Genomic DNA, 26,658 nt, shown 5'->3' on the forward strand with positions numbered 1-26,658 from the left:
GTTCGGCCGCCACCACGTTGTCCGGTGCTGACCAGATGTTCGAGGGCAAGACGGACAGCTGCGTCCGCACGGTCTTCCGCCCTGACGGCTGAGCTGACCGGCGCAGCAACACGTTCCCGCCCTCACGGCTTCGTTTGACGTTCGCGCTGGTGGTGACCTGGCTGTCCATGACCGCAATGCCTCCTCGTCTCCGGATGAAGCGGAGCCGGGGCCTGGGGCTGCTGGACCCTCTGAACGGGGAGCCGCGGGCCCATGCGGTGATCGACGCACTCCGGACGGGGATACGGTCGCTGCCGCTGGGGCGCGGCCGGGACGTGCTGCACTACAGGTGGCTGGGGCACCCGGTGCTCTGTGCGAGGTACCGCTGTCCGAGGGCACGGTTGGTGCGGCCGCTCCCGTGCCCCTGGCACGTCAGCGCCTTTCGGCCCTCGATGGACGGAGCTGGAATGTGGGTACTCGTTGATGCGCATCCGGAGATCACGCAACCTCGGAGGTGACAGGAATGACGACCTCTCCCCGATCATCCATGGAAACCCATCCCGACATCCTCGACATGCGCATGCGCCACGAGATGGCCGAGCGCGCGGCGACCACCCCCCAGGCGCAGGCCGTGGAGACGATGGCTCTCCTCACGGGCCTGTATCTGGCGGCGTCGCCGTGGATCGCGGGGTTCAACGGCTTCACGACGCTGGCCGTCAGCAACCTGATCGTCGGCATCGCCTATGCGGTCCTGATGAGCGGTGGCTTCGGGCGTGCCTACGAGCGCACGCACAGCATGGCGTGGGCGGCCTGCGCCCTGGGCGTGTGGACCATCATCGCCCCCTGGGTCGTGGCAGGTGACGTCACCTCTACGAGGTCCATCGTCAGCAACGTCATCGTGGGTGTCGTCGCTCTGCTGCTGGGGCTGGCAGCCAGCGCCGCCGCCCGCCAAGCCGACTCACGTCGGTCAACCGGCCGAAACCGCGACATGCCGGCTGCCTAGAGGCCTGCCGGAGCCGGCTTGGCTTCATCGCGCGACCCTTACGCCCCGCTCACCGGCGACGGGCGGGAACCGAGCGCGGCTCCGGCGACACTCGTCCGGCGACTGACGCCTCCTATGGACCGCCGGCCTCGGCGGCCCATAGGGATGGGGGGAGTCACGGACGATCGGCGGGTTTCCGCGTGTACAGATCCAACTGTCGGCGAGTGAGCAGGCACGCCAGTGTGCTCACTCGCGGCGGCCTGCGCGAGAGCCGCAGGCCGCTGCTCGCGCCAGGCGGACCGTCGCGGCGTACGTCCACAAGCGGCAACCATCACCGCTGAGCATCTGACCATCACCGCCAGCTCCAACCGCCTCACGCCTGTACGCCAGCACCCAGGTCATCCCGCTCGGGCTCGGAGCCAGTAAGCCCGAGCGGTGCCGATACGGCACAGCGTCGTCAACGCGAGGATTCACGCCCGGACCAACGCGTGATCAGGAATTTCGATACAGCCCAACCGCCGTCGCCCCCCTTTCAGCCCGCATTCGCCCGTCCCGACAGCGCCGCGCCCACCCGGGCCGCGTGCGAGATCAGGGCCGCTTCGGAAGGGGAAGACACATTGTCTTCACCGACTGTTTCCTCGGGGCACAACGGGGCAACAGGCGACCGGGTGCGAAGCGCGCCCCAGCCAGGTTTGTCGCCGTACGGACGCAAACGGGCCCGGCCTCCGGGCGATCTTGCTTACGGTCCCACAGGATGGTGCCCGGTTGCCCGGCCGCGGAAATGACCACGTGGGCAGCCGTTTCCCGATGCGCGGCGGGCCGTACCGGCCGCCAGACCCCCAGGAGCACCCCCCATGACAGTGATGACGGACGCGCTCGTACCGGCATTGGAAGACGCCCGCGAGGCGCATGAGGCGGTGGTCGACCGCTTCCGGACCGATGCGACCATCACGCCGCCCGGCCCCTACCGGCACATGCTCGAAGAACAGGTGCACGACGTCCAGGACAGCCTTCAGCGCATCGAGCACCACGTGCGCGAGCTGCAGCCCCGCGGCCTCGTCGGGGACACCGTGGATATCGCGCGGTACATCGCGCGCAGCACCGTGCGCACCGCCATGCTGCCGCTGACCATCGGATCCGCGATCGTGACGGACATGCTGCGCGGCCGGCAGCCGAACGACGAACGGCGCCTGCTGAAGAACGCCGAAGACGAGTACGCGGTCACCGCCCGGGCACTGGCGGCCTGCCGGGCCGGACAGACCATCGCGGAAGAGATCCACGAGAAGGCCACCGCCGACCTGCTCGCCGCACTGCGCCGCCAGGACGAGGAACTGCTCGCAAGACTGGACGACAGTCTCGCCGATCGCGCGCGGACCGTGGCGGCCTCCGCCAACGGCTTCGGCGTGGAGAACGGCGGTGGCCTGACCGACGCGGCCGCCCGCACCGTGCGGACCGTCGCCGACCGGGTGCAGGATGTCGCCCGCAGTAGCGGACGGCGGGCCCGGGGTGCGGCCGAGGGCGCGGTGCGGGAAATGCCGGAGCCGACCCGGACGGCCGAAGAGGTCCAGGGTGCGGTGACCCGCGAGGAGGAATTGCCGATCGCCCGCTTCAGCCAGCTCAGCGTCGACGAAATCACCCAGCGGCTGCGCACACTCTCCCAGTCGGACCTGACCGTGATCGAGGGATACGAACGAGCCCACGGCTACCGGCGTCCGGTCCTGGACGCCATCGAGGAGCTGCGCGGCCCTGAGCCCTGGGACGGCTACGACACCATGGCCGAGAACCAGATCACCGCCCGGCTGCACGATGTTCCCTCCAGCGTCGCCCGCCAGGCCCTGGAGTACGAACGCCGCCACCAGCAGCGCCAGAAGGTCATCTCCGCCGCCGCAGCACGCACCACCCCGTGAGTCAAACAAGCGAGCCTCTGCCGCCGGGCGGGTGATGGCAGGGCAGCTCCGCCCTCTCCTGGAGCCCGGAGAAGGAAATCATGAACAGTCCTGGGGCCCGCCCTCACCGGCCCCAGGACTAGGGTCATCACAGCGCCCATCGCGTCGGAACCGTACCTAATGTCACTTTGGCGCAGCTCCCGGATGAGTGATCGTGACACCGTCCTGAGCCCGCCGGTGCAGGGGAATCGCTCTGACCTGCGGCGCAGGCCGGAAAGCACCGCCGAACAGACCCACGACCATGCCGCCGCCGAATGCTCGACCCACCCCGGCACCAGAGGCCTGGAGAGACCGACAAGTCCGAGTGCGGCCACAGGGGCGTGTGGGCGTGACGGTAACCGGTGCCTGCGGATCACCGCCGTTGGTGTGAACCGCCGACCCTCGCGGGAGCAGTCGTCCAGCAAAGCGCCGCCCGGTGGTTGTCGTCTGGTTGCCCCGGCGGCGACAGGCCCGGCCGATGCTCCCCTCAAGCAGACGGCCGCGGCCACCGGATCGCGAAGGCCGCATCCCCGCTGGCTTGGCGATCCGGGCCACCCGCAGCCACGCCGGCTGCTTGCCCAGCCCCTCCACGACACTCAAGGACGCCCGCCATGCCCAGCAACACGGAAACCGGTGAGGTCACCGGCACCAAGGACAAGGACTACAACCTGATCTGGTACATCGAGGCATGTCTCAGCAACGCTCTGCGGCTGGAAACCTACCTCCAGGACGCCCAGCGCGAGAACGACACGGAAGTCGTAGAGCTGTTCCGCAAGGCACAGGCCGACAGCCGCAAGGGCGCGGAACTGGGCAAGCAACTGCTGCGCACCCGGCTCGGCTCCTAGGACCCGCCTGTCGGCCGCCCGCTCCGTCAGCTCACGGCACCCGGGAAGGGCCCACACGCTCCGGCAGCGTTGCCGGTTCTCAATTCGATGTCGTGCAGGGCCCCAAGGGCCCGCAGGCCTCGCGCGTCCCAGTGCTGTAATCACGCCGCTGGCAGGCCCGGCCTGCCAGCGGCTGACATGTCGAAGAGGGCCAGCGATTCTGGCCCTTCCTCGTATCCCTCACGGCGCCTTCCGCGCCTGGCGATCCGGCTGCGGTCCGCTCGAAGGTGCGCCCGTGCCTGCTGCGGCGGAGGCTGGAGGCATGGATGTGCCCACGATGGATGTGCCCACGCAGGCGGTGTGGACCGGCTGGATCATGTTCGGCCTGGTCAGCCTGCCGGTGCAGTTGTTCCCCGCGACCCGACGGCACGGAGTGGATCTGCACGAAGTGCACGCCACCGACGGTGCCCGCATCCGGCACCGGCGTGTCTGCCAAGCCGAGCGTCGCGAGGTCGACAGGCCCGAGATCGCGAAAGGATATGAGACCCCGGACGGACGCACTGTGGTGCTGCGGGAAGAAGACCTCGAGGCCCTGCCGCTGCTCAGCAAGCATGTCATCGAGGTCCTCGGATTCGTCCCCGTCGACGGCCTGGACCCGCTCCTGTTCTCCCGCGGCTACTACGCCGCGCCGCACGGGCAGTCCGGGCAGCGGCCGTACGCACTGCTGGTAGCCGCACTGGCCAGAGCTGAGCGCGCAGCCGTGGCCAAGGTGACGCTGCAGTCCAGAGAGCGCTTGGCCGCACTGTGGCCGCGCCGCGACACTCTGGTTGTCCAGACCCTCCTGTGGCCCGAAGAAGTACGCGAACCCGGCGGCATGGGATCGACCACGCCGGTGACCGGGCAAGAACTGGAGCTCGCCTCCCTGCTGATGGCCCAGCTGCCCAGCATCGACCTCACCGCGCTGCACGACGAATACGCCATGGCGCTTGAGCAACTGGTCGCGGCGAAGGAATCCGGAGGCCAACCAATGCCGCCTCCTGAGCCGGAACCGACGGGGGACTTGATGGCCGCGCTGGAGGAGAGCCTACGCAAAGCCGCAGACCAGGGCCGCACGTCGGGCTGACCGCGGGCGCCATCTCCCAGCGAGCCGCAAGACGGGGTACGCACCGGGTGGGCGCAACACCAACCGTTCCTTGCGGGCGCCCAGGGGGCGGTCCACGCCAAGCAGCCGGTACGCCTAGGCGCAGGAGATGCTGAACTCCGCCGCGCGATATGCCTCCACGAGCCTTCCCTGTCAAGTTCAGCAAGTTGAGGTTGAGGCGATGTGATTGACACGGATGAGGTAGAGCTGCGGACCACTTGAGAGGGAGGGGATGTGGAAGGCCGGGTGAAAGGAGTTAGGAACGGTTAGTGGTGCGGTGTGCGTACCAGCGTCGGCGTAGCCAGTCTCCGATCTCCCCTACCGTGACCAGCAGCGCTGCGGAGGCGGCGCAGCGTAGGAAGCCCGTGGGCTGACCAGTGGTGCGGCTCAGCAGCCAAAGGATGAGTGTGAGCGTGGTCCACCAGAGGCTGACTGATCCGATCTCGCGCCGCCAGATCCGTGCCCTCGTCATGACGCGGCGCTTGCTGAGCGGTGCGAGGCGATGGCCGCGACCGCGCATCCGGTTGCGGCGACGACGCCTGCGGTGGCGGTAGCGGCCAAGGTGATCGCCGGTGAGGCGCCGGCCAGACGGGGGATCGCGTTGAGAGGCGCGGCGGCGTACAGCGCGAGGATGGCCCAGCCGCGCGGTGGCGTCGGGGCGAGCCGGGGGCGCAGACGCTTCGGCACGTGGCCGGTGACCATCGCCAGCCCGGCCGGGAGCAGGGTGATTGAGAAGAAAGCCAAGCCGATCCAGTGCCAGGTCATGAGGGCAGAGTTCTCCTGTGAGTGAGGGGGCGGGTCAGCTGCGGCGGTTGGCGGCGATCATGATGAGTCCTGTGATGAGCGCGGCGAGGCCGGTAGCAAGAATGGGGAAACCGGGCCCGGGTAGTACGTACATCGCTGCCCCGGTCAGAACCAATGGGGTCCCCGCGGCGGCCAGGACCGCTCCGATGCGTCGTTCGGACATGCTGCTCCAGATGCTGGCTGGTGGGTGGTCATGGGTGGGGTGTGCGGCGGTAGACCATGTTGTCGCAGAGCGCTCCGGTCGGCAGTGCCCCGGCTTGCCGGAGCGGGGGCGGAATGGAGTCATGCCATGGCGGCTACTGCTGCGGCTCCGGTGGCCAGGCCAGCGGTTGGGCGCGAATGCCGCTGCTGGTGATGTCCTGTCCGGCTGACGGAGTTCGCTGTACCGGTGCCGCCGGGACCGGCGACAGCACCCCCCGGATCATCAAGGACAGGGGCAAAGAGTCATACCGGCCCCGATGGCCACGAACCCGAACCGAACTCTACGACGAAGGTAATGGGCGACGTTGCGGCAGTTGGCGGGCGAGGGAGGCGACGATGTCGTCCAGGGCCAGGCGGCGCGCGTGCACTACCGCGATCCGCTCGTTCTCCCTCGGGGCCAGATCGCCCAGCCCGGCCCATAACGACCTCGGTTCGGCAGCTGAGGTGGCCCTGGTCCCAGTCGCGGTGGACCGCTTCCGCGCCGCCGGCACGCCGCATGAAGTGCTCCGGGTCCGCGGCCCAGTCCGCCAGACGGGCGATCTCCGGCGGCAGGTCCGAGGCCGCGGCAGTGGAGCCGCTACCGGAGGCGAAAGACGGATTGGGGGAAGAACGGCAGGTGAGAGAAGTCGGCGTGGCCAGGCACCAGGGTGGTCAGAATCGACTGCTCGAAAACCCGTCGTCCTGCGCGGTCAGCTCGTTGACCGCTCGCTCGACGTCTCGCCAGACCGTGACCGGCGGAATGTGTCGCAGAGACGGATCGAATCGGGGCTCCAGGGCGCGGTGCTTCTCCAGCACCTGCAACGGTCGGGCGGCGGCCGTCCGGGAGTTCCTCGGGAGGCCGACCAAAACCACACGTCCCCCGAAGGGCCCGAGACCAGCGGTTCCGCGTCGATCGGCGTTCACCGCATTCACCCGCCCGGCAACTCTGTCGAGGACTTCGGGCCCTCGAGGGCGGCCGGTCCTGCGGGGTGGTCGCCGGGCGCCGACGCCGGGCCGTCGGACGACGGATCGGCGTCGAACGCGGCAGCCTGGGGGCGGAGCGGGACGCCGTTGGTGCGCAGCACCTCCCGGACATCCAGGATCAAGGGGAAGACCTCGTGATTGCGGTCCTCGCCCTGCTCCTCCCACGCCCGTTGCTCGGCTTCGACGGCCATGCGGTCCTCGGCGAACACGCGCTCGGTGAACCGCCTGATGAACGGCCAGCCCAGATGAAGGACGCCGGGAATCCCGGGCTTCTCGATCATGAGTAGGCCGTAGGCGTGACACATGCGCTGCTCGGCGTCCTCGGGCACGTACGCGGCCCACAGACAGTAGGCCGGACCTTCGGCGCCCTCCGGGACCAGGTCAAGGGTCTGGTACGGGTAATCGGTGCGGATGGTCATCACGTCGGCGGAGTCGCTGCCGCCGATGCCCTCGGCGGCCAGCAGGGAGGCGCTGCGGTTCCGCTTACCTCCGGCATGGGTGAACAGGTACCTGGCCTCCACCGAACGCGGGCCGGTCCGGTGTTCCAGCAGCTCCGGGTGGAGCCTGCCGACGACACCCCGGTGGAGGAACTGGTGGTTCATGTCGAGCAGGTTCTCGTGCATGAACGAGTAGTGGCAGCGCACCGTCCGGGAGAAGGTCATGGTCTTGTACTTCGGTGAGCCGAAGGCCGGCAGGTCGGGCAGCGCGGTGACCGCTGCTTTCTCCGGGTCGCCCGGGAAGGCGAAGACCAGGCCGTATGCCTCGCGGACGGGGTAGCCGCGCACGCCGCGCGGCGGCCGGCCATCGCCCTTGGACAGGTACGGGATCTGAGAGATGCGACCGTCGCCACGATAGGCCCACGCGTGATAGCAGCAGCGGAGTGTCTCGCCCTCCACGACGCCCATGCTCAGCGGCACCTGCCGGTGGGCGCACCGGTCCTCCAGCGCGTAGACGGCACCGCTCTCCCCGCGGTAGAGCGCGATGCGCTCACCGGCGAACGCGGTCGCGATCACTCTCATGCTGCGCACGCTGCGGGACAGCGCGACCGGGTACCAGAAGTCCGGGTTCGCCCCGACGCGCCGCAGGTCGGTCATGCCCGCATTCGGATCGCGGTGTCCCGAGCGCCGACCGCTCCTGGCCCCGTCGGAGTCGGTCCCGGTCATACCTCTCCCTTGCACGCGTGACAACACCCCCCATCCTGGCGGCCGCCCGCCGGGCACGCCCTGCCCAGCGCGTCCGAACGGGTGAGCGGCCCGTCGGGCCTCGGCAAGCACCGTTCACGCATGAGGCCAGGCGTACTGGACGGTGACGTGTACAGCGGTGGGGTAGGCGGTGATGGTGCCATCCGCGTTGGTGTCCGGGACGGCGCGTGTGTCAGCAGCTCCAAGAGCGACGTCTTGAGTGCGACGTTTCCATCCGATCTGCATCGTTACCTATGAAATGTCGTGACGTCCCGCGCATGCGGTCGGAGTGGGTAGGCGTGCAGCAATCTCAGGAGCGGAAGCGGAGTGCCCATGGCCAGTACGAAGGTGTCCGGCGCCCCACGACGGCTCCGCCGTGGAGCGCCTGTCCACGCCCTGCTGCTGGAGTGCTCGGCACGCTTCGGCGACGCCTCCGACCCGGTCATTCCCGCCGGGTGGTGAACAGCCCGGCGCACTTCTCGTCGTCATCCCCGGTGAGCACCAGTACTTCGTCACCCACCCGCAACCGCGTGGAGCCGCTCACGGGGACGAGGCCGCCTTCGCGGACGACCAGGCTGATCCACGTGTCCTCGCCGATGTCGAGCTCGCCGACGCTGCTTCCGTCAGCCGCGGATCCCTCCTCGACCACATGGCGGGCGACGCCTTCCGGACGCTCCCGCAGCCGCACGCCCAGCGCCCAGGGTTCCAGCTCGACGGACCGCATCGGCACACGGCACAGCCGGGCCACCGTCGGCACCAGTGAGCCCTGGACGATGACGGAGAAGACGACCACGACGAACACCACGTCGTACAGGCGGTCGGCGTCGGCGACGCCGGAGCTGACGATGTAGCTACCGAGGAGGACCGGGACGGCCCCCTTGAGCCCGGTGAAGGCAAGGAATACCCGCTCCCCCGCACGCAGACGCATCCGCGACAGCAGGACGCCCATGACGATCGGGCGAGCCACGAAGACGAGCAGCACGGCCAGCAGCAGACCGTCCGTCCAGGCTCCTTCGGCGGTGAAGGTCCACAGAGGCACGGTCAGCCCCAGCACGGCGAAGGCGACGATCTCCCCGAGACTGCCCAGAGCGGTGTGGAAGCGTTCGATCTCCTTCTTGTAGGGAGCGCGTACGTCACCGAGCAGGACACCGGCGACGAAGACGGCCAGGAAACCCGAGCCATGCGCCACCGTCGTCAGCCCGTAGACCGTGAATGCTCCCGCGAGCGTACGCAGCGGATACAGCCCCTCGGCGGGCAGGGGCACCTTGCGCATGACCACCTTCAGCGCCCAGCCGCCCGCTGCACCCATCGCCGCGCCGATGGCCATCTCCTGCACGAAGACCAGTGCCGTGTGCTCGGCCGTATCGAGGGCCGAGCCGGCCGACGTGCCCAGCAGACCGGCTATCAGGGCGATGCCCACGGGGTCGTTGGCCCCCGACTCACCGGGCAGGAGGACACCGGGCCTGCCGGTGATCGTCCGGCGGCCGAGCACGGAGAAGACGACGGCCGGGTCGGTGGGCGCCAGCGCCGTGCCCAGCAGCAGGGCGGGGCGCCAGTCCAGCCCGAGCAGGAGGTGGGCCGCGCCGGCGACCAGAGCGGCGGTGGCGAAGGTGCCCAGCACGCCGATCGAGAGGATGGCACCGGCCTCCGGCCGGAAACGCCGCCAGCCGATCTCCATGCCGCCTTGGAAGAGCAGCACCACCAGGGCGACGGTCACGATGTCCTGCACCGTCGCCATCGACAGCTTCCGCAGTGCCGGGAAGAGGTCCACCGCGACGGCGGCGGTCACCAGGAAGAAGGCCGGGGCCGGGATTCGGCTGCGTTCGCTCAGCCGGTTGGACGCCACCGCCGCCATGGCGGCCAGCGCCACGACCAGCACGGCCAGTCCAAATGACCAGGTTCCCTCCACCTGCCGATCCTTCCTGTCGGAGGTGTCTCCGCCGGTGTCCGCCGGTCAGGGAGCGGCAGGTGGTGCCCCCTGGCTTGCCCCCTGTCGGTCAGGGACGCGGTATCACCGGTCGCGGAACGCACCCCGGCGACCACGGCGGGAGCGCCGTGCCCCGGCCAGTACGGCCAGTGCCACACCGGCGAGGCCGACGGCGCCCAGCGGCAGCAGGGCGCGCAGCCCCGGGGGTGCGGGGCGCTCGGGCTCGGCGTCCCGTCGTGCCCGCAGTGCCGCCGCCAGCACCTCCGCCAGGTGCCACGGGGCGCGTCCCGTACCGGCCTGCTCGACCTGCGTACGGCAGCTGAAACCGTCCGCGAGGACCAGCGTCGCTTCGTCCGCCTCCCGCACGGCGGGCAGCAGCCCCGCCTCGGCGCAGGCCATGGACACCTCGTAATGGCCCTTCTCGAAGCCGAAGTTGCCGGCCAGCCCGCAGCAGCCCTCATCCAGCACGTCGGCGTCCACACCGGCCCGTTCGAGCACCTTCCGTTCCGCATCGAAGCCCATGACGGCGTACTGATGGCAGTGCCGCTGGACTACCGCACGCGCGTCGACGGCCGGCGGCTGCCAGTCGTCGGCGCGTTCGACGAGCAGTTCGGCAAGGGTGCGAGTCTGGTTCCGCAGCCGGTCAACGTCGGGGTCTTTGGGCAGCAGTTCGGCCGCGTCGGCGCGGAAGACGGCGGTGCAGCTGGGTTCGAGTCCCACGACGGGTGTGCCGCGGCGCAGGTCCGCGCGCAGGACGTCGATCGTGTGGCCCAGGACCCGCTTGGCGACGCCCAGTTGCCCGGTGGAGATCCAGGTCAGTGCACAGCACACCGCCGCCTCGGGCACCTTGACCCGGAAACCCGCCGCCTCCAGGACCTCCACCGCTGCCCTGCCGATCGCGGGGTGGAAGTGCTCGGTAAAGGTGTCGGGCCACACCACGACCTCCCCTCGGTGTCCGTCACCGCCCGGTACGCCCCGCTCGCGCCACCACTCGGTGAAGCGTTGCTCGGCGAAGACGGGCACGTCCCGCTCGGGCACGATGCCGCCGAGCGTCTTGGCCACGCGGGCCACCCACCGCACCGAGGCCAGCGCGTTGACGGTACGGGGCGCGAGCGCGACCGCCCTGGCCACCGCCGGCAGCCAGCCCATCGAGTAGTGCGCGAGCGGCCGCAGTCGGCCCTGGTAGTGGTGGTGCAGGAACTCCGCCTTGTAGGTGGCCATGTCGACGTTGACCGGGCAGTCCGTCTTGCAGCCCTTGCAGGCCAGGCACAGGTCGAGGGCGTCGCGCACCTCGTGGGAACGCCACCCCGAATCGACCGGTGAGTCGCCTCGGACCATTTCGAACAGCAGCCGGGCGCGGCCCCTGGTGGAGTGCTCCTCCTCGCGGGTTGCCCCGTAGCTGGGGCACATCACCCCGCCCTCCAGGGAGCGGCATTTGCCGACCCCGACGCATCGGGCGGCGGCCCGGCTGAATTTGCCGTCGTCATGGGGGAAGGCGAAGGCGGTCTCCGGTTCCCACGGCAGGTAGTCGGATCCCAGGCGCAGGTCCTCGTCGAGGCGGTGCGGCAGGACGATCTTGCCGGGATTCATCCGGTTGCCCGGATCGAACAGCCCCTTGAGCCGTTCGAACGCCTCGATCAGTTCCGGCCCGAACATCTTCACCAGCAGTTCGCCCCGCGACTGACCGTCCCCGTGCTCGCCGGACAGCGATCCGCCGTAGGACACCACCAGGTCGGCGGCCTTCTCGACGAAGGCCCGCATCCGGGCGACGCCCTCCTCGGACTCCAGGTCGAAGGGGATGCGGGTGTGGACGCAGCCGTGACCGAAGTGCCCGTACACCGAGGGGTGTCCGTAGTCGAATTCCTCGTACAGCCGCTTCAGGTCGCGCAGATAGTCACCGAGGCGGTGCACGGGCACCGCGGAGTCCTCCCAGCCCTCCCAGGTGTCGGGCTGCCCGGGGACATGGGCGGTCGCGCCCAGGCCGGACTCGCGCACCCGCCACAGGTCGTGCACGTGCTGGGGGTCGTCGTACCAGGTGTGATCGACGTCGTCCGGCTTCGCGTCGATGAGGGCCTTCGCCCGGCCCTCGACCTCCTCGCGCGTGTCCCCCGCGAACTGCACGAACAGATACGCCCGGCCGCCGGGCAGAATCCGCAACGCGTCGGGATTGAGATGCTTCTGCTGCTGGAAGCGGATCAGCTGATGGTCCACGCCCTCCAGCGCCATCGGCTCGTGCTCCAGGACCGCCGGCACATGGTCGGCGGCCTCGCAGATGTCCCGGTAGCCGAGGACGACCAGGGCGGTATGCGCACGCACCGGCACCAGCTCCAGCTCCGCGCGCAGGACGGTGACCAGCGTGGACTCCGAACCGGTCAGCAGCTCGGCGACGTCGAAGCCCTGCTCGGGCAGGAGCGAGTCGAGGTTGTAGCCGGAGACCCGGCGCGGGATGTCGGGATAGCGCTCACGGACCTGGCCGGCGTACCGGTCCCGCAGCGCCGCCATCCCGCGGTACAGCTCCGCCTCCCGCCCCTGGCCGGACATCAGCCGCTCCAGCTCGGCATCCCCGGTCCGGCCGACCCACATGCGGGTCCCGTCGTAGGTCAGCACTTGAAGGCGGTGCAGGTTGTCGACGACCTTCCCGTACGCCTGGGCCGTCGACCCGCACGAGTTGTTGCCGATCATCCCGCCGAGGGTGCAGTTCGGGTGGGTGGCCGGCCTCGGCCCGTACTGCAGGCCGTACGCGGCCAGTTGCCGGTTCAGGTCGTCGAGCACGATGCCCGGCTCGACCACGCACCGCCGGTTGTCGGCGTCCACCGACAGGAGCCGGTTGCAGTACTTGCTCCAGTCCAGTACCACCGCCGTATTGCAGCACTCGCCCGCAAGGCTCGTGCCGCCGCCGCGGGAGAGCAGGGGCGCGCCGTACTCACGGCACACCGCCACCGCCTCCTCGGCGGCCTCGACCGTGCGGGGAACCACCACGCCGATGGGGACCTGCCGGTAGTTGGAACCGTCCGTCGAGTACGCGGCGCGCGTACCCGTGTCGAAGCGGACCTCGCCGTCGACCCGGTCGCGCAGATCCCGCTCGAGAGCACCGATGTCGATCTTCTCCGGCGAACGACGGACGACTGGCAGCGGGAGGTCCACCTGGTTCATGCGCAAGCCTTCCTCTTACGGATGGGACACGTACCGCTGTGGGATTGACCAGCCCGCGCCCCCGGTCAGGAGTCCATGCCGCGTGCTGTCGGGGCGTTCCTGGATGGTTCACCGTGCCTGGCACCGGGGCGTGGGCCCTCTTGGCCGGCGCGTGTCGGGCCCGGCGGATTCGCGGTCGGCGCTGCGCGTCGCGTGAAGTCAACGCCTCGAGCCGGTTCCGCGATGACGTCACTGCCGCCCCAGGGGACGTTCTTTCCTCTGCGATGCCGATGCCCTGAATTTCCTGTTCGTGTATCCCGGGCCGTTTTCCGGCAAACCGGAGAGCCGCGCATTCGGCCGTACCCGCAGGAGAGTCGGCTGGTACGCGCACAACAGGATCGGACAGCCATCCGAGTCGTCACTGGGACCCGGACCCGCGGGCGGCGGACATTCTGGCCGTCGCCCGTCCGATTCCGGCGCTCGTCCCGCTCACCACAACCGTCTGCTGTGTCGTCCGGCTCATAGGTCCTGCTCACTCGCCGTTTGTTGGTTACAGGTATCGCGTTCGCCGTACCGGAAAACGAACCCCGGACGCCAGGGCGAGGCGAGCACACCGGCGCCGATGAAGAAAAGCCACACGCCCGCAGGCCGTGCCATCCCCCCCCGAGTCGGGCGGCAAGCACCCCGATGGCCCGCGGCGAGGAAAGGACCACGGCCGACGGTCTCCCGTACCAGTCGGCGTTCACCAGCGTTTGCGCGGTAGCCGGGTGGGCACCCCGGCCGCATGGGCATGTGGGATGACCCAGCGCCCGCCACGAGGCATCGACCGGCGAGTCGGCTCGTGGCCGCGCCTCTGGCCGCGCTGCTGCTCGCCGGCTGCGTGCTGTACGAGGATCGCGACGACCCGGACGCGGCGCAGGCCTCTCCCGGAGCGGTGCGCGAGGTACCGCTCAGGGTCGTGGAGGAGGACGACCGGACGCTGGCGTTCGTCCCGGTAAGCATCGAAGGCGAGGGTCCCTTCATGTTCGCCCTGGACACCGGTGCCTCAGCCAGCGTCGTCGACGAGGACGTCGCCGACCGGGTGGGTCTGGAACGCACCGGCGAGCGCCAATCGGTGAGCGGGATCCTGGGCACCGGGCAGGTCCCCGTCGCCCGGGTGGACCAGTGGAGGGTTGGTGACGTACGCATCGACCCGGGTGAGGTCACGGTCATCGACCTCGGCCCTCCCAGGGGAGGCGGCGGCATTCAGGGACTGCTCGGCTCGGATGTGCTCAGCGACTACGGCTCGATCACCGTCGACTACGACGACGGCGTCCTCAAGATCCCCGCGCCGTGAGAACTGGGGCCTGCCCTTGCTGCCGCAGTCTGGACGGGTGGCGGCGCACGGGCGCGCTGCGCGCGAGTGTCTTGCCGCCGCCTGGAAATCCCCTCCTGTGCGGGGCACAGGCGACCGGCCTTCCTCCGATCACCGCCAGCGAACCGGCATCGTCACGAACCCCACAGGCATCACCCGAGACGCCTCCGTCGCCGGAGTTCGAGGCCACCGGTCCGGGGCGTCGGTGAACGCGACCACACCGAAAGTGTCCGTCCAACGGAGCACGCTCAGTTCGCCGGAGCGGACCACCGTCAGGTACTCCAGACTCGGAGACGCGTCCGCCGGCCGATCTTGGTAGAGAGGTGGCGCTCGTGCACGACGTACCACTGTGGCTGTGGACGGTCTTCGCGGTCACCGTTGTGGTGGCCTTGGCCGTCGATCTGCTGGCGCACCGGCGGGCACATGCCATCGGCTTACGGGACGCCGCCGTCTGGAGTGGGGTCTGGGTGGGCCTGGCCGTCGTCTTCGGCGCGCTCGTCTTCCTCGTGGTGGGCACCACCGCCGGCGTGGAATACACCACGGCGTGGCTGCTGGAGAAGAGCCTGTCGGCGGACAACCTCTTCGTCTTCGCGCTGATCTTCGGCTACTTCAAGGTGCCCCGCGAGTACCAGCACCGCGTGCTGTTCCTCGGTGTCCTCGGCGCCCTCGTCTTCCGCGGTCTCTTCCTCGCCGCCGGCGTGGCGGTGGTCAACCGCTTCACCGCCGTCCTGTTCGTCTTCGGCGCCTTCCTCTTCTACAGCGCGTACAAGATCCTCACCAAGGAAGAGGACAGTGTCGATCCCGGCAAGAGCCTCGCCGTACGGCTCCTGCGCAAGGTCATCCCCGTTCGGGACGAGTACGCGGGAGCCCGATTCTTCGTCCGGGAGGGCGGCAAGATCGTCGCCACCCCGCTGCTCGCCGTCGTCGCCGCGGTGGAAGGCGCCGACCTGGTCTTTGCTGTGGACAGCGTGCCCGCCGTCCTGGGCGTCAGCAGTGATGCCTTCATCGTCTACACCAGTAACGCCTTCGCGATCCTGGGCCTGCGCGCCCTGTATTTCCTGCTCGCCGATCTGATGGACCGCTTCCACTACCTCAGCAAGGGCCTGGCGCTGATTCTCGGCTTCATCGGGGTGAAACTGACCCTGCAGGCATCCCACGAAATCATCAGCACGGCGATTCCCGAGGTTCATTCGCTCCTCAGCCTCGGCGTGATCGTCACTGTCCTGGTCGTCTCCGTCGTGCTCAGCGTGTTGCGTCCCGCCCCGTCCGGCCGCGCCGACGAGCGGCCGGGAGCGGATGCTGGTGAACCTGTTTCGGGACCGCCGAGCGATTCCCGTAACGCTGCTGAAGAGGGCCGTGACGACACATGACCCCTACCCGTCCAGGTGGAGGCAAGAGTCAGCGGCAAGGAGCGCGAGGCAGCCTTGCGCCACTCGGCCGGCCTTCCCATGACCGAGGACGAGGTCCACCCAGCCCCGGCGGGCCGTACCCCAGCCTCCCGGCGTGCTTCGTGCACCTGGTCGCGGGTACCCGGCCTTGGCTGGTGTGGAGGCGGTGTCCGTCGGCTGTCGCGCCCCGCGGCACGACCGTGCCACCACCGCCGCAGTTGCCGTGGGCAGGCCCCCGTCGGACGGGTCTCGGCAGTCACTCGACACCGAGGTGACCGACCATGCAGTCCAGCGAGCTGGCGGGGGACGACCGGCTCACGGACCACAGGGGCCTGGGCCCGGGCACAGGGCGCGCCGACGAGGAGGAGGCCAGAACGCTCATGGACGGTGAAGGTCGCTGTGGCGCTGGCGATCCTGGCCGCTGTCGGGCTGCTGCTCAAGGCGATCCTCTCGGCGCCCGGCGGCGGTGAACACCAGTCGCCCAGCCGTACGGGCTGGCCCGTACGCGTCATCGCACGTCCTTGAGGGTCGGCCCGGAGCGGGCATGCCTTAAGGGATTTCCTGGGAGGCGAGATGGTGGATGCAAGACCCGTCATCGTCGGTGTCGATGACGCCGACGATCAGGATCACCTCGTGCGGTACGCGGCCCAGGAGGCCGTCCTGCGGGCCGTTCCCCTGCACATCGCCCACGCCATCCAACTGCCCGGAGCTTTCGGGAAGCCGGATGAGAAGGACGCCGAGGGGAAGACTGCCGCGGATCGAGGTGCGGCAGTGGTGGACCGGTTCGAGGCAGTGGCCCGGTCGGCGTTTCCCCACCTCACCGTCGCGGGAGAGCTGCCCTTCGGCGATCCCGCCGGGACCCTGGTGGTGCGCTCGGCGGAGGCGTCGCTCGTGGTGCTGGGTCATCGCGGCGCCGGCGGTTTCCCGCACCTGCCTCTCGGCTCGGTAAGCCTCCAAGTGGCCACGCACGCCCAGTGTCCGGTGCTGGTGACGCGTCCTGGCAGACCAGTCGAGACGCCGGGCCGGCGCATCGTCGTCGGTGCCGACCTCGTGCACTACTCGCCGGAGGCAGCGGAGTTCGCCTTCGCGGAGGCCGACCGCCGGGCGGCCCACGTCCAGGTCGTGCATGCCCTTCACCGGCCCGTGCTACTGCCTCTCCCACGCACCGGCACCGCACTGGAACCAGATATGCGCGAGATCGAGGACAGTGCCCGGCACTTCCTCGAGGAACGAATCGCCGAGCTCAGCGGACGGTACCCAGGCGTAACGGCCGGGCTGCGTCTCGACTGGACACATCCAGCGACGTACCTGACGGAGTTGTCCGAGGAGGCCGACCTGCTGGTGGTCGGCTCGCGCGGCCGAGCGGGCCTGCGCAGGCTTCTCCTCGGCTCGGTGAGCAGCGAGGTCCTGCACAGGGCACGCTGCCCCGTCGCCGTCGTCCCGGCAGCGGCGAACGAATAGGAGCACCTCACCAGGAGCCCAACACGGAGGAACCGGATGGAACCCACACGCCCCGCGCTTCCCGGTCCGCGTGCCGCGAGACAACGCCGCATGTATCCGCGCCGTCTGTACAGGCATGCCCATGACGGAGAGGGGAACCTCGGGAGGAATGGACGCCCCGGAGGCACGGCGTCCGGCCGCAGTAGACACCCGAGCATCGGTGGACGGACTGTGGAAGGAAGCAGATGGGGGGACAAGGCGAGCAAAGGGGTGCCGAGATGGAATGGTGGATCTGGCTCATCATCGCTCTCGCGATTCTCCTGGCTGCCCCCGCGGCCATCCTGTCCCTGCAGGCACGGCGCCGCTCCGGTGGCGTCATAGCCCAGGGCCGCCGGCCTCGGCGAGGAGGGCCGCGACGGTGACCAACTACATGCGAGCCAGCGAGATCGCCAAGAAACCAGTGGTCACTTTGGCGGGGGAAGACCTCGGGCAGGTCAAGGACCTCGTCTTCGACCCCTCGACGGGGAGCATCCGGTGCTTCACCCTCGCGGGCCGCGGCCTGCTGGCGGGGCCCCTCCATCGTGCGCTCTTGTGGGAGAACGTTCACTCCCTGGGGCCGCACGCGGTCATGGTGCGCGACGAGAGCGCCGTGGAGGAGGACGACAAGGCTGCCCGGTCGGGTGCGCGGAAACCGGGCGGGGGCAACGTGCTGGGTGTCGCGGTCACGACCCGCGGCGGAGCACGGCTGGGCAAGGTCACCGACGCCGTCGTCGAGGCAGGCAGGGCACCTGTGGTGGCGGGCTATGAGATCGAGACCGCCGAGCACCACCGTGTGCTGCTGCCGGTGGTCGGCCCTGTCACCGTCTCCGGCGAACGGGTGCTCGTTCCGGATGCCACCGCACAGCACAGCGCAGGTGACCTGGGAGGGTTCGGTGCCGCCGCGGAGCACCTGCGCGACCGCCTCCGGCACGACCAGGAGGACTGACTGATGCTCTTCACCAAGGCCCAGGGCAAGGCCGTCATGGACCTCACGACCGCCGAGACGGTCGGAACGGTCGCCACGTGCACCGTGGCACCGTCACCGGCGCGTATCGCCGGGCTGCGCCTCAAGACCCGAGGCCGCGGACACCGAACCCTGGAGTGGAGCAACGTGCAGTCGTTCGGTCCGGACACCGTCGCCGTCGACGAGGCCGGTCGAATCCGCGACGAGAAGACCATCGATCCCGGCGACCACGCCCACCCGGCGCACGACCCCCTCGGGAAAGCGGTGCTCACCGAAACAGGTCTCAACAAGGGCAGCGTGCGCGACCTCGAATTCGACGAGCAAACAGGGCGCATCAGTCGCCTGGTGACCGATGAGGAGCAGATCCCCGGTGACGAACTCCTCGCAGTGGGCAGCTACGCGGTTGTCGTCGCCGCCCCACAGTGACACCCGGGGCATCCAGCGTCCGTTTGGCAGGCACCGTCTCTCCTCCCTCACAAAGTCCGGCCCCGCCAGGTGGACGAGGAACTCAGCCAGTGGGTGACCCGGCTGATGTCCGAGGAGGTGACGATGCCGACAAGACGGCTGCCTTCCAGTACGAGGGCGCGGTGCACGGAGCCGCCTTGCAGCTCGGGCACGAGCCGCGCCAGCGGGTCATCGGGGTGGGGGGTGGGCAGGTCGTCGACCGGCACCATCACGCGTGCGACGGCGGTGGCCCCGCGCTCGGCCTCCGGGACCGCGTCGGCGCCCTTCAGGGTGACCAGGCCGACCGCGATGTTCTCGTTGTCGACGACGGGGAAGGCCGAGTGACGGAAGCGGAAGCGAGGCTCGGTGAGGAACTCGCTGACCGTGGCGGTGGACCGGACGGTCACCGGATCGGGAGTCATCGCCTCGCTCACCGGGATTCCGCCCAGCAGTTCACGGAGTCTGGCCTGGCCGCCTTCCACCGTGGCCATCGAGATGATGAACCAGCCGATGACCACCAGCCATATACCGCTGAAGACCGCCCCGACGAGCACGAGGTACAAGCCGATACCGATCAGCGCCCACCCCAGCATCCGTCCCGCAGCCGTGGCCACGGCTGTTGCGCGCAGTTGGCTACCGGTCTTCCGCCACACCATCGCGCGCAGCAGCCGGCCGCCGTCCAGCGGTGCGGCGGGCAGGGCGTTGAAGACGGCCAGCAGGATGTTGATCCCCGCCAGCCAGGCCAGCGCCTCCACCACGAGCCCGGCGTCGTACAGCCCGGCCAGCCCGGCAACCAGAGCGAACAGCACTCCGAGCACCAGGCTGACCAACGGCCCCACGCCGGCGATACGCAGTTCCGCTCCCGGTGTGGATGCCTCGCTCTTGAGCCGGGCGATCCCGCCGAGCAGCCACAGGGTGAGGTCGTCGACGGACACACCGTTGCGACGGGCCACCAGCGCATGGCTGATCTCATGAGCCAGCAGCGACAGCAGGAAGACCATCGCGGTCACCGCTGAGGCGAACCAGTACTGCCATGCCGGGCGATCGGGATGAGCTTCCGGGAAGCGGCCCTCTGCCAGCCCGAGAAGGATCAGGACGAAAATGACCAGGACGCTCCAGTGCACGCCCACCCGAATACCGGCCACACGGCCCAGTGAGAACGTCGCCCGCACAGCAGCCACCTCACTCGTCCATCGCCTCGGGTTGCCCCTGTGCGGGTGAGCACCCGACCACTGGCGAGAGGAGGCCGCCCGGCACTTCGAGGCACACAGACCGCCCTATGCGCATCAGCGTCGGCAGTCGACCCCGGCTGGGCGCCACCCGGGCGGTGTGAGGGGCAGTTGATGTCCCGCTGCGTATGAATGTTCCATTTGCTCAGGTCGCGCTCTTGATCCCAGTGACCCTCCCGGGCGTGACCAAACCTCGGCACACGGTGGGACCGTCCTGTCCCTCCCTGTGTCACCCGCAAGACCCTCGGGGCGCAGTCGGCCGTGAGACGTCCGGCAGCCGACGTGTCACGTGGACGTACGGTCCGACGCCTTACCGATCTGGCGTGGGCCGTTGGAGGTGGCTTACGCCAGAGCGGTTCGCCGTCGCGTACCTCCGGCCCGGCTGCGCGCTCGCGACGCGCCTTCCTGCGCCGATCATGGGGGAGAAACTATGGCATTCTGGCCAATCCGCCGAGATTCCCCGGCAGAGAGCGGGTTGCGGCAGGGGCAGGTGCCGAGAGACGAGAAGGCGGAGAGACGCGAGGGAGCGCCCGGTGAGCCCAGGTGTACAGCGGACCAGGCCGTGACCGAAGTGACCGAAGGCCGCGCACAGGTCCGGAGGCCGCAAGTCCCACCGCTCGGGCGTGCGCTGGTGCGCTGGACACGGACTACCGATCACAAGGTGATCGGTAATCTCTATATGGTCACCGCGTTTGGCTTCTTCCTTCTGGGCGGGGTGCTGGCGCTGTTGATGCGGGCCGAACTCGCCCGTCCCGGGCTGCAGTTGGTGAACCCGCATCAGTACAATCAGTGGTTCACCATTCACGGAACCGTCATGATGCTGCTGTTCGCGACACCGATGTTCGCCGGTTTCGCGAATGCCGTGATGCCGTTGCAGATCGGCGCGCCGGATGTGGCCTTCCCCCGGCTGAACGCTCTGTCGTACTGGATGTTCCTGTTCGGCGGCCTGATGGTGGTCAGCGGCTTTCTGGTACCGGGCGGGGCCGCGGCATTCGGCTGGTTCGCCTACGCGCCGCTGAACAGTGCGGTGTTCAGCCCGGGTGTGGGCGGCGACCTGTGGACCATGGGCCTTGTGGTGACCGGAGTGAGCACCACCTTGGGCGCGGTCAATTTCATCACCACCATCACCTGTCTGCGCGCGCCGGGAATGACGATGTTCCGGATGCCGATCTTCACCTGGAACATCCTGTTCACCTCGATCCTCGTGCTGCCCGCTTTCCCCGTGCTGACGGCGGCGCTGCTTGCCCTGGAATCGGACCGGAAGTTCGGTTCGCACATCTTCGACGCGGCGAACGGCGGAGCGATCCTGTGGCAGCACCTGTTCTGGTTCTTCGGACACCCCGAGGTCTATATCGTCGCGCTGCCGTTCTTCGGCATCATCACCGAGGTTCTTCCCGTCTTCTCCAGGAAGCCGATCTTCGGCTATCTCGGCCTGGTCGGTGCCACGATCGCCATCACGATGCTTTCGGCGGTGGTGTGGGCGCATCACATGTTCGCCACGGGTGCGGTGCTGCTGCCGTTCTTCGCCGCGGCATCGTTCCTGATCGCTGTGCCGACCGGGGTGAAGTTCTTCAACTGGATCGGCATCATGCGCTACGGCTCCCTGTCCTTCGAGACACCGATGCTGTTCGCAGTCGGCTTCCTGGTGTCCTTCCTGCTGGGCGGCCTGAGCGGAGTGATCATCGCGTCACCGCCTCTGGACTTCCACCTCACCGACAGCTATTTCATCGTCGCTCACCTTCACTACGTCCTCTTCGGCACCGTCGTCTTCGCGACGTTCGCGGGGTTCTACTTCTGGTGGCCGAAATTCACCGGGAAAATGCTCGACGAGCGACTCGGGAAGATCCATTTCTGGACGCTTTTCGTCGGTTTCCAGACGACGTTCCTGGTGCATCACTGGCTCGGTGAAATGGGAATGCCCCGGCGCTACGCGGACTATCTGGCTGCCGACGGGTTCACCTTGCTCAACACCGTTTCGTCCATCGGTTCCTTCCTGCTCGGCCTGTCGACGCTGCCGTTCCTCTACAACGTCTGGAAGACGGCGCGATACGGAAAGAAGGTCGAGTCCGACGACCCGTGGGGGTTCGGGCGTTCACTGGAGTGGGCGACCTCCTGCCCACCGCCGCGCCACAACTTCGCCGCCCTGCCGCGCATCCGCTCCGAATCACCGGCCTTCGACCTCCACCACCCTGGCATCGAACGGGAAGAGAAGAGGCGCCACGGATGAAAACGGAAGCCGTGCTCTTCGCCGGTGTGGCGGCGTTCTTCGCGGTCACGGCCGGGAGTTATGGCTGGTTCGCGGCCGACCCGGCCGGAACCGCCGTCCTGATCGTGGCCTTTGTCATGGCATCACTGGTGTCCTTCTTCCTCGCCGTCCAGTACCGGCGGCGCGGGCGCCGGCCGCAGGACCGCAGGGACGCCGAAGTGGCTCCGAGCACCGGCCCGGTGGAGTTCCTTCCGCCTGACAGCCCCTGGCCGATCACCGTCGCGGCCGGCTTCATCATCGTGGCGCTGGGTGTCGTGTTCGGGCTGTGGCTGCTACTGATCGGCCTCGGAGTGCTGACGCTGGGTGTCCTCGGCATGGTCTTCGAACACGCGGGGCGTCAGGATTCGCGCGAATCGTCCGCCGATCGGCCACGCTGAGCGGGCCGCCGGGCGGCCGACTCGACCAGGGACCCCTCCTCGGCGTCATCCGGCTGGGGGTGTGCGGAGGCCGCGTACCACGTGTGGAGCGCCGCTCGCAGCCGCGCGACCTTGCCCGCGGAAGCGTCCGGCTCCCGGGGCGGTGCCACCGGCAGGCTCCCCCGCATCAGGATGTGGCGCTCCTCGGACTCGACCGGCCGGTGGCTCTCCGTGTAGCCGCCCTCGACCGTCTGCCGTACCTCACCGGTCTCCACGCCCTTTGTGAGCCGCTCCTGTTCGGCGTCCCGCAGCGCCACGCAGACCCGCTTGGTCACCAGGAAGGCGACCACCGGCAGCACGATCACGGCCACGCGCAGCACCCAGGTCAGCGCCTCCAGGGAGACACGGAAGGTGAGCGCCACGATGTCGTTGCCGCCTGCCAGGAGCAGCACACCGTAGAAGACGACCCCTGCGACACCGAAGCCGGTACGCACGGGCCGGTCCCGGGGCCGGTCGCACAGATGATGCTCACGCCGGTCATCGGTCACCCACGCCTCGAAGAAGGGATACGCGTACAGGACCGCGAACAGCGCGGCGGGCAGGACCACGGCCGGCAGGAGCACGTTCCACATCAGCGTGTGCCCGGCAATCACCGTCTCCCATGGGGGGATCAGCCGCAGTGCGCCTTCCAGGAAGCCGACGTACCAGTCGGGCTGCGCGCCGGTCGACACCTGGTCCGGGCGGTAGGGCCCGTACACCCATACGGGGTTGATCTGCGCGAGCCCGCCCATTCCCACCAGCACGCCGAAGACCATGAAGAACAGCCCGCTGGATGAGGTGGCGAAATGCGGGACCATCGGCTTGCCGACGACGTTGCGGTTGGTCTTGCCGGGGCCCGCCCACTGGGTGTGTTTCAGATAGAACACCAGGATCAGATGGACCGTCACCAGAGCCAAGAGCAGACCGGGCAGCAGCAGAATATGCAGGCTGTACAGTCGGCCGATGATCTCTTCACCGGGGAACTCGCCGCCGAAGGCGAACATCGCGACGTAGGTCCCGACGACCGGAATCGACAGCATGATGCCCTGGGCGATCCGCATGCCGGTTCCGGAGAGCAGGTCATCGGGCAGCGAGTAACCGGCGAATCCCTCCGCGATGGCGAGCAGGAACAGCGTGACACCGATCAACCAGTTCCCCTCCCGGGGCCTACGGAAAGCCCCGGTGAAGAAGATACGCAGCATGTGCACCCCGATCGCCGCCACGAACACGAGGGCTGCCCAGTGGTGCATCTGACGGATCAGCAGACCACCGCGTACATCGAAGCTGATGTCCAGGGTGGAAGCGAAAGCCTCCGACATCCGGATGCCGTTCAGCGGGGTGTACGAACCGTTGTAGACGACCTCCGTCATGGACGGCTTGAAGAACAGCGTGAGGTAGATCCCGGTCAGAAAGAGGACGACAAAGCTGTAGAGGGCCAGTTCACCCAGATAAAAGGACCAGTGACTGGGGAAGGCCTTGCGCAGCAATCCACCGGCCTCACCGACCGGCAACCGTCCGTCGAGCGCAAAGGCGGTCCGGCGCGCCGCCCGCCGCATCCTCCGTTCCACGGCATACGCCTTCAGCCGAGTCCGCCGGAAGAAGATCACAGGCCGCTCCCGCTGTCTCTGCGTTTGCGATCAACCATAGGGAAGAATTGTCAGGGAGCGTCGACACGCGCCGCGGTCGCCCTCCGCACGTACGCCCAGTCACTCGACTTTGACCTTTTCCATTTCGGCCGATCTTCCAGTCGCTTCCATGGCGCAAGTACGAAGCGAACGAGGGACGACGGAATCCCCTCTTGCCGATGACGCCGATCCAGGCGATGGGCCGTGGATGCGGGAGCGCGAACGACAGCGCCGGAGCTCATACGCCGTCGAACAGGATCCGGCTCTACGATGACCGCGCGGGCTGGACGGTCTGCCACGGGAAATCCCCGGAATGCCGCACGAGTCGAGGCGAGCCCCATGCCCACCGCCAACTGCCCCCGGCATTCAGCCTCGTCGGCCCAGTCAACACCGCGCGAATCCTTGAGCAACACACCAATCAACACGACACACTCAGGCACAAAGCACACTCCAGGACCAACACTCTGCGTCCATGGAAACACTCGCCCCTGAGGCATCCGCGCCTCGAAGGCGTCAGGAACTGGGCTCTGTCGAAGGCCCGCTCTCCGCGCGATAGCAGATCTCGCACACCGGCCCGGAGCGGTTCACAACCAGGTCTGGCCGGTTGAGAAGCACGGCTGGGAGGCCGGCTTGGGCGCTGGTGGACACACTTCGCCGAACGGCTGTCCGGGCGCCAGGGCCCCATCGCGGTGCCCGTCGCCGCGATCTCCCATATCGGCACCGTGGTACGGCTGGCGTCCCCTGCCGCAGCGTTTCCGCAGTTGACGGCTCCCGAGCGGTGGCTGCGCCGCAATCTCATCTCGCGACTCCCGGGCGGCATGCGTGAAAGCGACTGATCTCCTCAGCGCCGAGGTGGTGGACACAAGCGGCCGCCGAATCGGCACCCTGCATGACATCCGCCTGCCCGTCCTTCGTCCAGCGGCCCGTGGCGCATCGACGCGGTCATGGTCGGACCGACCGCGCTGGCCTACCGGTTCGGCTACGCGGAGCACGACGTCACCGGCCCCTGACTCCTGGCAGCGGTGGCCAGTTGGCTCGGCCGCCGGACGAAGCGGATCCCCTGGGTGGAGGTTGTCTCGCTGGAGCAGCGGCGTCTGGTCGTCCGCGCACAAGGGAAGGAAGCATCCGCATGACGACAGAGGGGTTGGCGGTCCTCTTCGCCTGGCTGGAGTACCTCACTCTCATCACCCTGCTGGCCTGGTGGGTCTTGCGACACCGCCCCGGCGACCGGGAGGACCCGTAGGCAATTCCGGTACTGGTCACTTGGGCCGCGACCGCCTCGCTGCCCGGCGGGGGTGCCGGCTGATGACCGCGCCGGTGTTGATCAGCCAACGCTCCTAGGGCTGGCTGGTGCCCGGTTGTCCGGGGAGTCAGCTAGTGGCTTCCTCGGCGGCGGGGCGGGTCTGACGGTGATCGGCGGCGTACGCCGCGAAGACACGGCCCCGCGACCCGCCGTTGTACAGATGCCGCTGATCGAGCGTCTTGGCCAGATCATCCAAAGCGGCGGCCAGTACACCGGCCGTCAGACGTACATCCGTTCTTCCGGCCGCCTGTCCCCGCTCTGCGAGGAGAACAGCGTGGCGCACCATGACGGCCAGCGACGTACGATCCGCGCCATCGTGGAAGTAGTACGCCTCCGGGTACTGGGCGAAGTCGACGCGGACACGCACGACTTCCCCGGCCAGGCTGTCCAGCGTGGTCGCGCCTGCGGACGATTCCAGCAGCCGCATATCCGGGTCGGCGTGCCGGAGCAGGGCGAGCCGAACGGCCAGGGCTCTCCTGCGGGCCAGGGCCGGGTAGAGCTCCAGCACCCATGCCACGGTGGCGGACAACAGGACGAACCCGATCAGGGCCTCCAGCGGCGCTGCGACGCGGAGCCACCCTGCTTCCGGTGCGATGTCCCCCAGCCCCAGGGTGCCCACCATGACGAGCGACACGTACAGAGCGTCCAGCAGGTCGGCCCGCTCGGACGGCGAAAGCCCTTCGGCGAACGCGAACGATTCCGGCATGTGCGGCCAGTAGATCAACGCCCACCCCAGCACAACGGCAAGGGCCCATGTCCCGACGACGGCGACCATGCCGAGCGGCCCGACCAGTCCGGCCGTCCGATGCCAGAAGGGGAGCCGGTGGGAAAGCCTCCACATCGCGGTCATGATCAGCCGGCTCAGCCCGCCCCGACGAGTCGGGTGCCAAATCGTATGGAAAAGATCACGAAGGGCCACCAGCACGACGACAACACCGACTGCGGAGATCAACCAGCCCACGCGAACCACGCCTGTGCGGAGAGTGCCGGCCGTACCCCGCGTCGGACCGGCGAAGTACTCGGCGACGCATCCCCACCCCGTCGGCTCGGCGCACACCAGGCCGTGGACGAGCGCGACGGTGATGCAACCGCAGACCACATGGTCGCCTCCCCAAAGCCAACCGCATGCCGGCCCACGGCGCACAGCGCCAA

21 protein-coding genes are annotated in these 26,658 nt (G+C 68.7%); 13 read left to right on the forward strand and 8 right to left on the reverse strand.

Translation table 11 applies throughout. From position 1 onward, the window contains the following. The first annotated feature begins 502 nt into the window (after positions 1–502). The 4 genes from OHT21_RS20410 (at position 503) to ku (ending at position 4,833) form a co-directional block, all read left to right on the forward strand. Entirely contained in the window at positions 503–982 is a 480-nt protein-coding gene (locus tag OHT21_RS20410) for an SPW repeat protein (RefSeq protein ID WP_328769792.1), read from the forward strand. An 833-nt stretch (positions 983–1,815) separates the two neighbouring features. After that, entirely contained in the window at positions 1,816–2,868 is a 1,053-nt protein-coding gene (locus OHT21_RS20415) for a hypothetical protein (RefSeq protein ID WP_328769793.1), read from the forward strand. A 629-nt stretch (positions 2,869–3,497) separates the two neighbouring features. Further along, positions 3,498–3,731, forward strand: coding sequence for a hypothetical protein (locus tag OHT21_RS20420; protein ID WP_328769794.1), 234 nt, complete (start codon positions 3,498–3,500; stop codon positions 3,729–3,731). A 274-nt stretch (positions 3,732–4,005) separates the two neighbouring features. Next, positions 4,006–4,833 carry a non-homologous end joining protein Ku gene (gene ku, locus OHT21_RS20425; RefSeq protein WP_328769795.1) on the forward strand — a complete coding sequence of 276 codons (828 nt, stop codon included), beginning with the start codon at positions 4,006–4,008 and terminating at the stop codon, positions 4,831–4,833. A gap of 486 nt (positions 4,834–5,319) precedes the next feature. Here the strand turns inward: ku and OHT21_RS20430 are convergent, their stop codons facing one another. The 3 genes from OHT21_RS20430 to OHT21_RS20440 form a co-directional block, all read right to left on the reverse strand. Beyond that, complete coding sequence (locus tag OHT21_RS20430) at positions 5,320–5,616, reverse strand: hypothetical protein (protein WP_328769796.1); 297 nt, start codon at positions 5,614–5,616, stop codon at positions 5,320–5,322. A 34-nt stretch (positions 5,617–5,650) separates the two neighbouring features. Then, positions 5,651–5,818, reverse strand: coding sequence for a hypothetical protein (locus OHT21_RS20435; RefSeq protein WP_328769797.1), 168 nt, complete (start codon positions 5,816–5,818; stop codon positions 5,651–5,653). 946 nt (positions 5,819–6,764) lie between these two features. Beyond that, positions 6,765–7,982, reverse strand: a complete 1,218-nt coding sequence (locus OHT21_RS20440) for an aromatic ring-hydroxylating dioxygenase subunit alpha (RefSeq protein ID WP_328769798.1) — start codon at positions 7,980–7,982, stop codon at positions 6,765–6,767. 351 nt (positions 7,983–8,333) lie between these two features. Between OHT21_RS20440 and OHT21_RS20445 the strand changes: the two genes are divergently transcribed. Next, entirely contained in the window at positions 8,334–8,462 is a 129-nt protein-coding gene (locus tag OHT21_RS20445) for a hypothetical protein (RefSeq protein ID WP_328769799.1), read from the forward strand. On the opposite strand, the gene OHT21_RS20450 is transcribed toward OHT21_RS20445, so the two are convergent. Both OHT21_RS20450 and OHT21_RS20455 read right to left on the reverse strand, forming a co-directional pair. After that, positions 8,443–9,909 (reverse strand): cation:proton antiporter domain-containing protein, encoded by a 1,467-nt coding sequence (locus OHT21_RS20450; RefSeq protein ID WP_328769800.1) that lies wholly within the window; start codon positions 9,907–9,909, stop codon positions 8,443–8,445. The two genes, OHT21_RS20445 and OHT21_RS20450, sit on opposite strands and share 20 nt — an antisense overlap. Positions 9,910–10,011: 102 nt before the next feature. Continuing rightward, the gene (locus OHT21_RS20455) at positions 10,012–13,080 is read right to left on the reverse strand and encodes an FAD-binding and (Fe-S)-binding domain-containing protein (protein ID WP_328769801.1); all 3,069 of its coding nucleotides are present in this window, start codon (positions 13,078–13,080) and stop codon (positions 10,012–10,014) included. Between the two features lie 820 nt (positions 13,081–13,900). Here OHT21_RS20455 and OHT21_RS20460 point away from each other — a divergent pair. From OHT21_RS20460 to OHT21_RS20485, 6 genes are all read left to right on the forward strand, one after another. After that, the gene (locus OHT21_RS20460) at positions 13,901–14,395 is read left to right on the forward strand and encodes a retropepsin-like aspartic protease (protein WP_328769802.1); all 495 of its coding nucleotides are present in this window, start codon (positions 13,901–13,903) and stop codon (positions 14,393–14,395) included. Positions 14,396–14,745: 350 nt separating this feature from the next. Next, a complete protein-coding gene (locus OHT21_RS20465; RefSeq protein WP_328769803.1) occupies positions 14,746–15,783 on the forward strand; it encodes a TerC family protein in 1,038 nt (345 codons plus the stop codon). Between the two features lie 405 nt (positions 15,784–16,188). Further along, positions 16,189–16,326, forward strand: a complete 138-nt coding sequence (locus tag OHT21_RS20470; RefSeq protein ID WP_328769804.1) for a hypothetical protein — start codon at positions 16,189–16,191, stop codon at positions 16,324–16,326. A 48-nt stretch (positions 16,327–16,374) separates the two neighbouring features. Continuing rightward, positions 16,375–17,262: a universal stress protein gene (locus tag OHT21_RS20475; protein WP_328769805.1), complete on the forward strand. Its 888-nt coding sequence runs from the start codon at positions 16,375–16,377 to the stop codon at positions 17,260–17,262. 397 nt (positions 17,263–17,659) lie between these two features. Next, the gene (locus tag OHT21_RS20480) at positions 17,660–18,226 is read left to right on the forward strand and encodes a PRC-barrel domain-containing protein (RefSeq protein ID WP_328769806.1); all 567 of its coding nucleotides are present in this window, start codon (positions 17,660–17,662) and stop codon (positions 18,224–18,226) included. A gap of 3 nt (positions 18,227–18,229) precedes the next feature. Further along, on the forward strand, positions 18,230–18,670 hold the full coding sequence (locus OHT21_RS20485) for a PRC-barrel domain-containing protein (RefSeq protein ID WP_328769807.1): 441 nt from the start codon (positions 18,230–18,232) through the stop codon (positions 18,668–18,670). Between the two features lie 47 nt (positions 18,671–18,717). Here OHT21_RS20485 and OHT21_RS20490 read toward each other — a convergent pair whose 3' ends face one another. Continuing rightward, a complete protein-coding gene (locus tag OHT21_RS20490) occupies positions 18,718–19,869 on the reverse strand; it encodes a site-2 protease family protein (protein ID WP_328769808.1) in 1,152 nt (383 codons plus the stop codon). A 679-nt stretch (positions 19,870–20,548) separates the two neighbouring features. Here OHT21_RS20490 and ctaD point away from each other — a divergent pair. Both ctaD and ctaF read left to right on the forward strand, forming a co-directional pair. Continuing rightward, complete coding sequence (ctaD, locus tag OHT21_RS20495; protein ID WP_328774167.1) at positions 20,549–22,144, forward strand: aa3-type cytochrome oxidase subunit I; 1,596 nt, start codon at positions 20,549–20,551, stop codon at positions 22,142–22,144. Further along, on the forward strand, positions 22,141–22,560 hold the full coding sequence (gene ctaF, locus OHT21_RS20500; protein WP_328769809.1) for an aa3-type cytochrome oxidase subunit IV: 420 nt from the start codon (positions 22,141–22,143) through the stop codon (positions 22,558–22,560). The genes ctaD and ctaF overlap by 4 nt, the downstream gene beginning before the upstream one ends. Here the strand turns inward: ctaF and qcrB are convergent. Next, positions 22,521–24,134 (reverse strand): cytochrome bc1 complex cytochrome b subunit, encoded by a 1,614-nt coding sequence (gene qcrB / locus OHT21_RS20505; RefSeq protein ID WP_328774168.1) that lies wholly within the window; start codon positions 24,132–24,134, stop codon positions 22,521–22,523. The genes ctaF and qcrB overlap by 40 nt on opposite strands. Before the next feature lie 1,439 nt (positions 24,135–25,573). Beyond that, entirely contained in the window at positions 25,574–26,347 is a 774-nt protein-coding gene (locus tag OHT21_RS20510) for a potassium channel family protein (protein ID WP_328769810.1), read from the reverse strand. Between the last annotated feature and the right edge of the window lie 311 nt (positions 26,348–26,658).

Source organism: Streptomyces sp. NBC_00286 (assembly GCF_036173125.1).
Taxonomy (GTDB): Bacteria; Actinomycetota; Actinomycetes; order Streptomycetales; family Streptomycetaceae; genus Streptomyces.

Coding starts and splice junctions, on each gene's coding strand:
- OHT21_RS20415 (WP_328769793.1), top strand. CDS start 1,816: ATGACAGTGATGACGGACGCGCTCGTACCGGCATTGGAAGACGCCCGC.
- OHT21_RS20435 (WP_328769797.1), bottom strand. CDS start 5,818: ATGTCCGAACGACGCATCGGAGCGGTCCTGGCCGCCGCGGGGACCCCA.
- OHT21_RS20475 (WP_328769805.1), top strand. CDS start 16,375: ATGGTGGATGCAAGACCCGTCATCGTCGGTGTCGATGACGCCGACGAT.
- OHT21_RS20440 (WP_328769798.1), bottom strand. CDS start 7,982: ATGACCGGGACCGACTCCGACGGGGCCAGGAGCGGTCGGCGCTCGGGA.
- OHT21_RS20420 (WP_328769794.1), top strand. CDS start 3,498: ATGCCCAGCAACACGGAAACCGGTGAGGTCACCGGCACCAAGGACAAG.
- qcrB (WP_328774168.1), bottom strand. CDS start 24,134: ATGCGGCGGGCGGCGCGCCGGACCGCCTTTGCGCTCGACGGACGGTTG.
- OHT21_RS20510 (WP_328769810.1), bottom strand. CDS start 26,347: ATGTGGAGGCTTTCCCACCGGCTCCCCTTCTGGCATCGGACGGCCGGA.
- OHT21_RS20410 (WP_328769792.1), top strand. CDS start 503: ATGACGACCTCTCCCCGATCATCCATGGAAACCCATCCCGACATCCTC.
- OHT21_RS20445 (WP_328769799.1), top strand. CDS start 8,334: ATGGCCAGTACGAAGGTGTCCGGCGCCCCACGACGGCTCCGCCGTGGA.
- OHT21_RS20430 (WP_328769796.1), bottom strand. CDS start 5,616: ATGACCTGGCACTGGATCGGCTTGGCTTTCTTCTCAATCACCCTGCTC.
- OHT21_RS20485 (WP_328769807.1), top strand. CDS start 18,230: ATGCTCTTCACCAAGGCCCAGGGCAAGGCCGTCATGGACCTCACGACC.
- OHT21_RS20455 (WP_328769801.1), bottom strand. CDS start 13,080: ATGAACCAGGTGGACCTCCCGCTGCCAGTCGTCCGTCGTTCGCCGGAG.
- ctaF (WP_328769809.1), top strand. CDS start 22,141: ATGAAAACGGAAGCCGTGCTCTTCGCCGGTGTGGCGGCGTTCTTCGCG.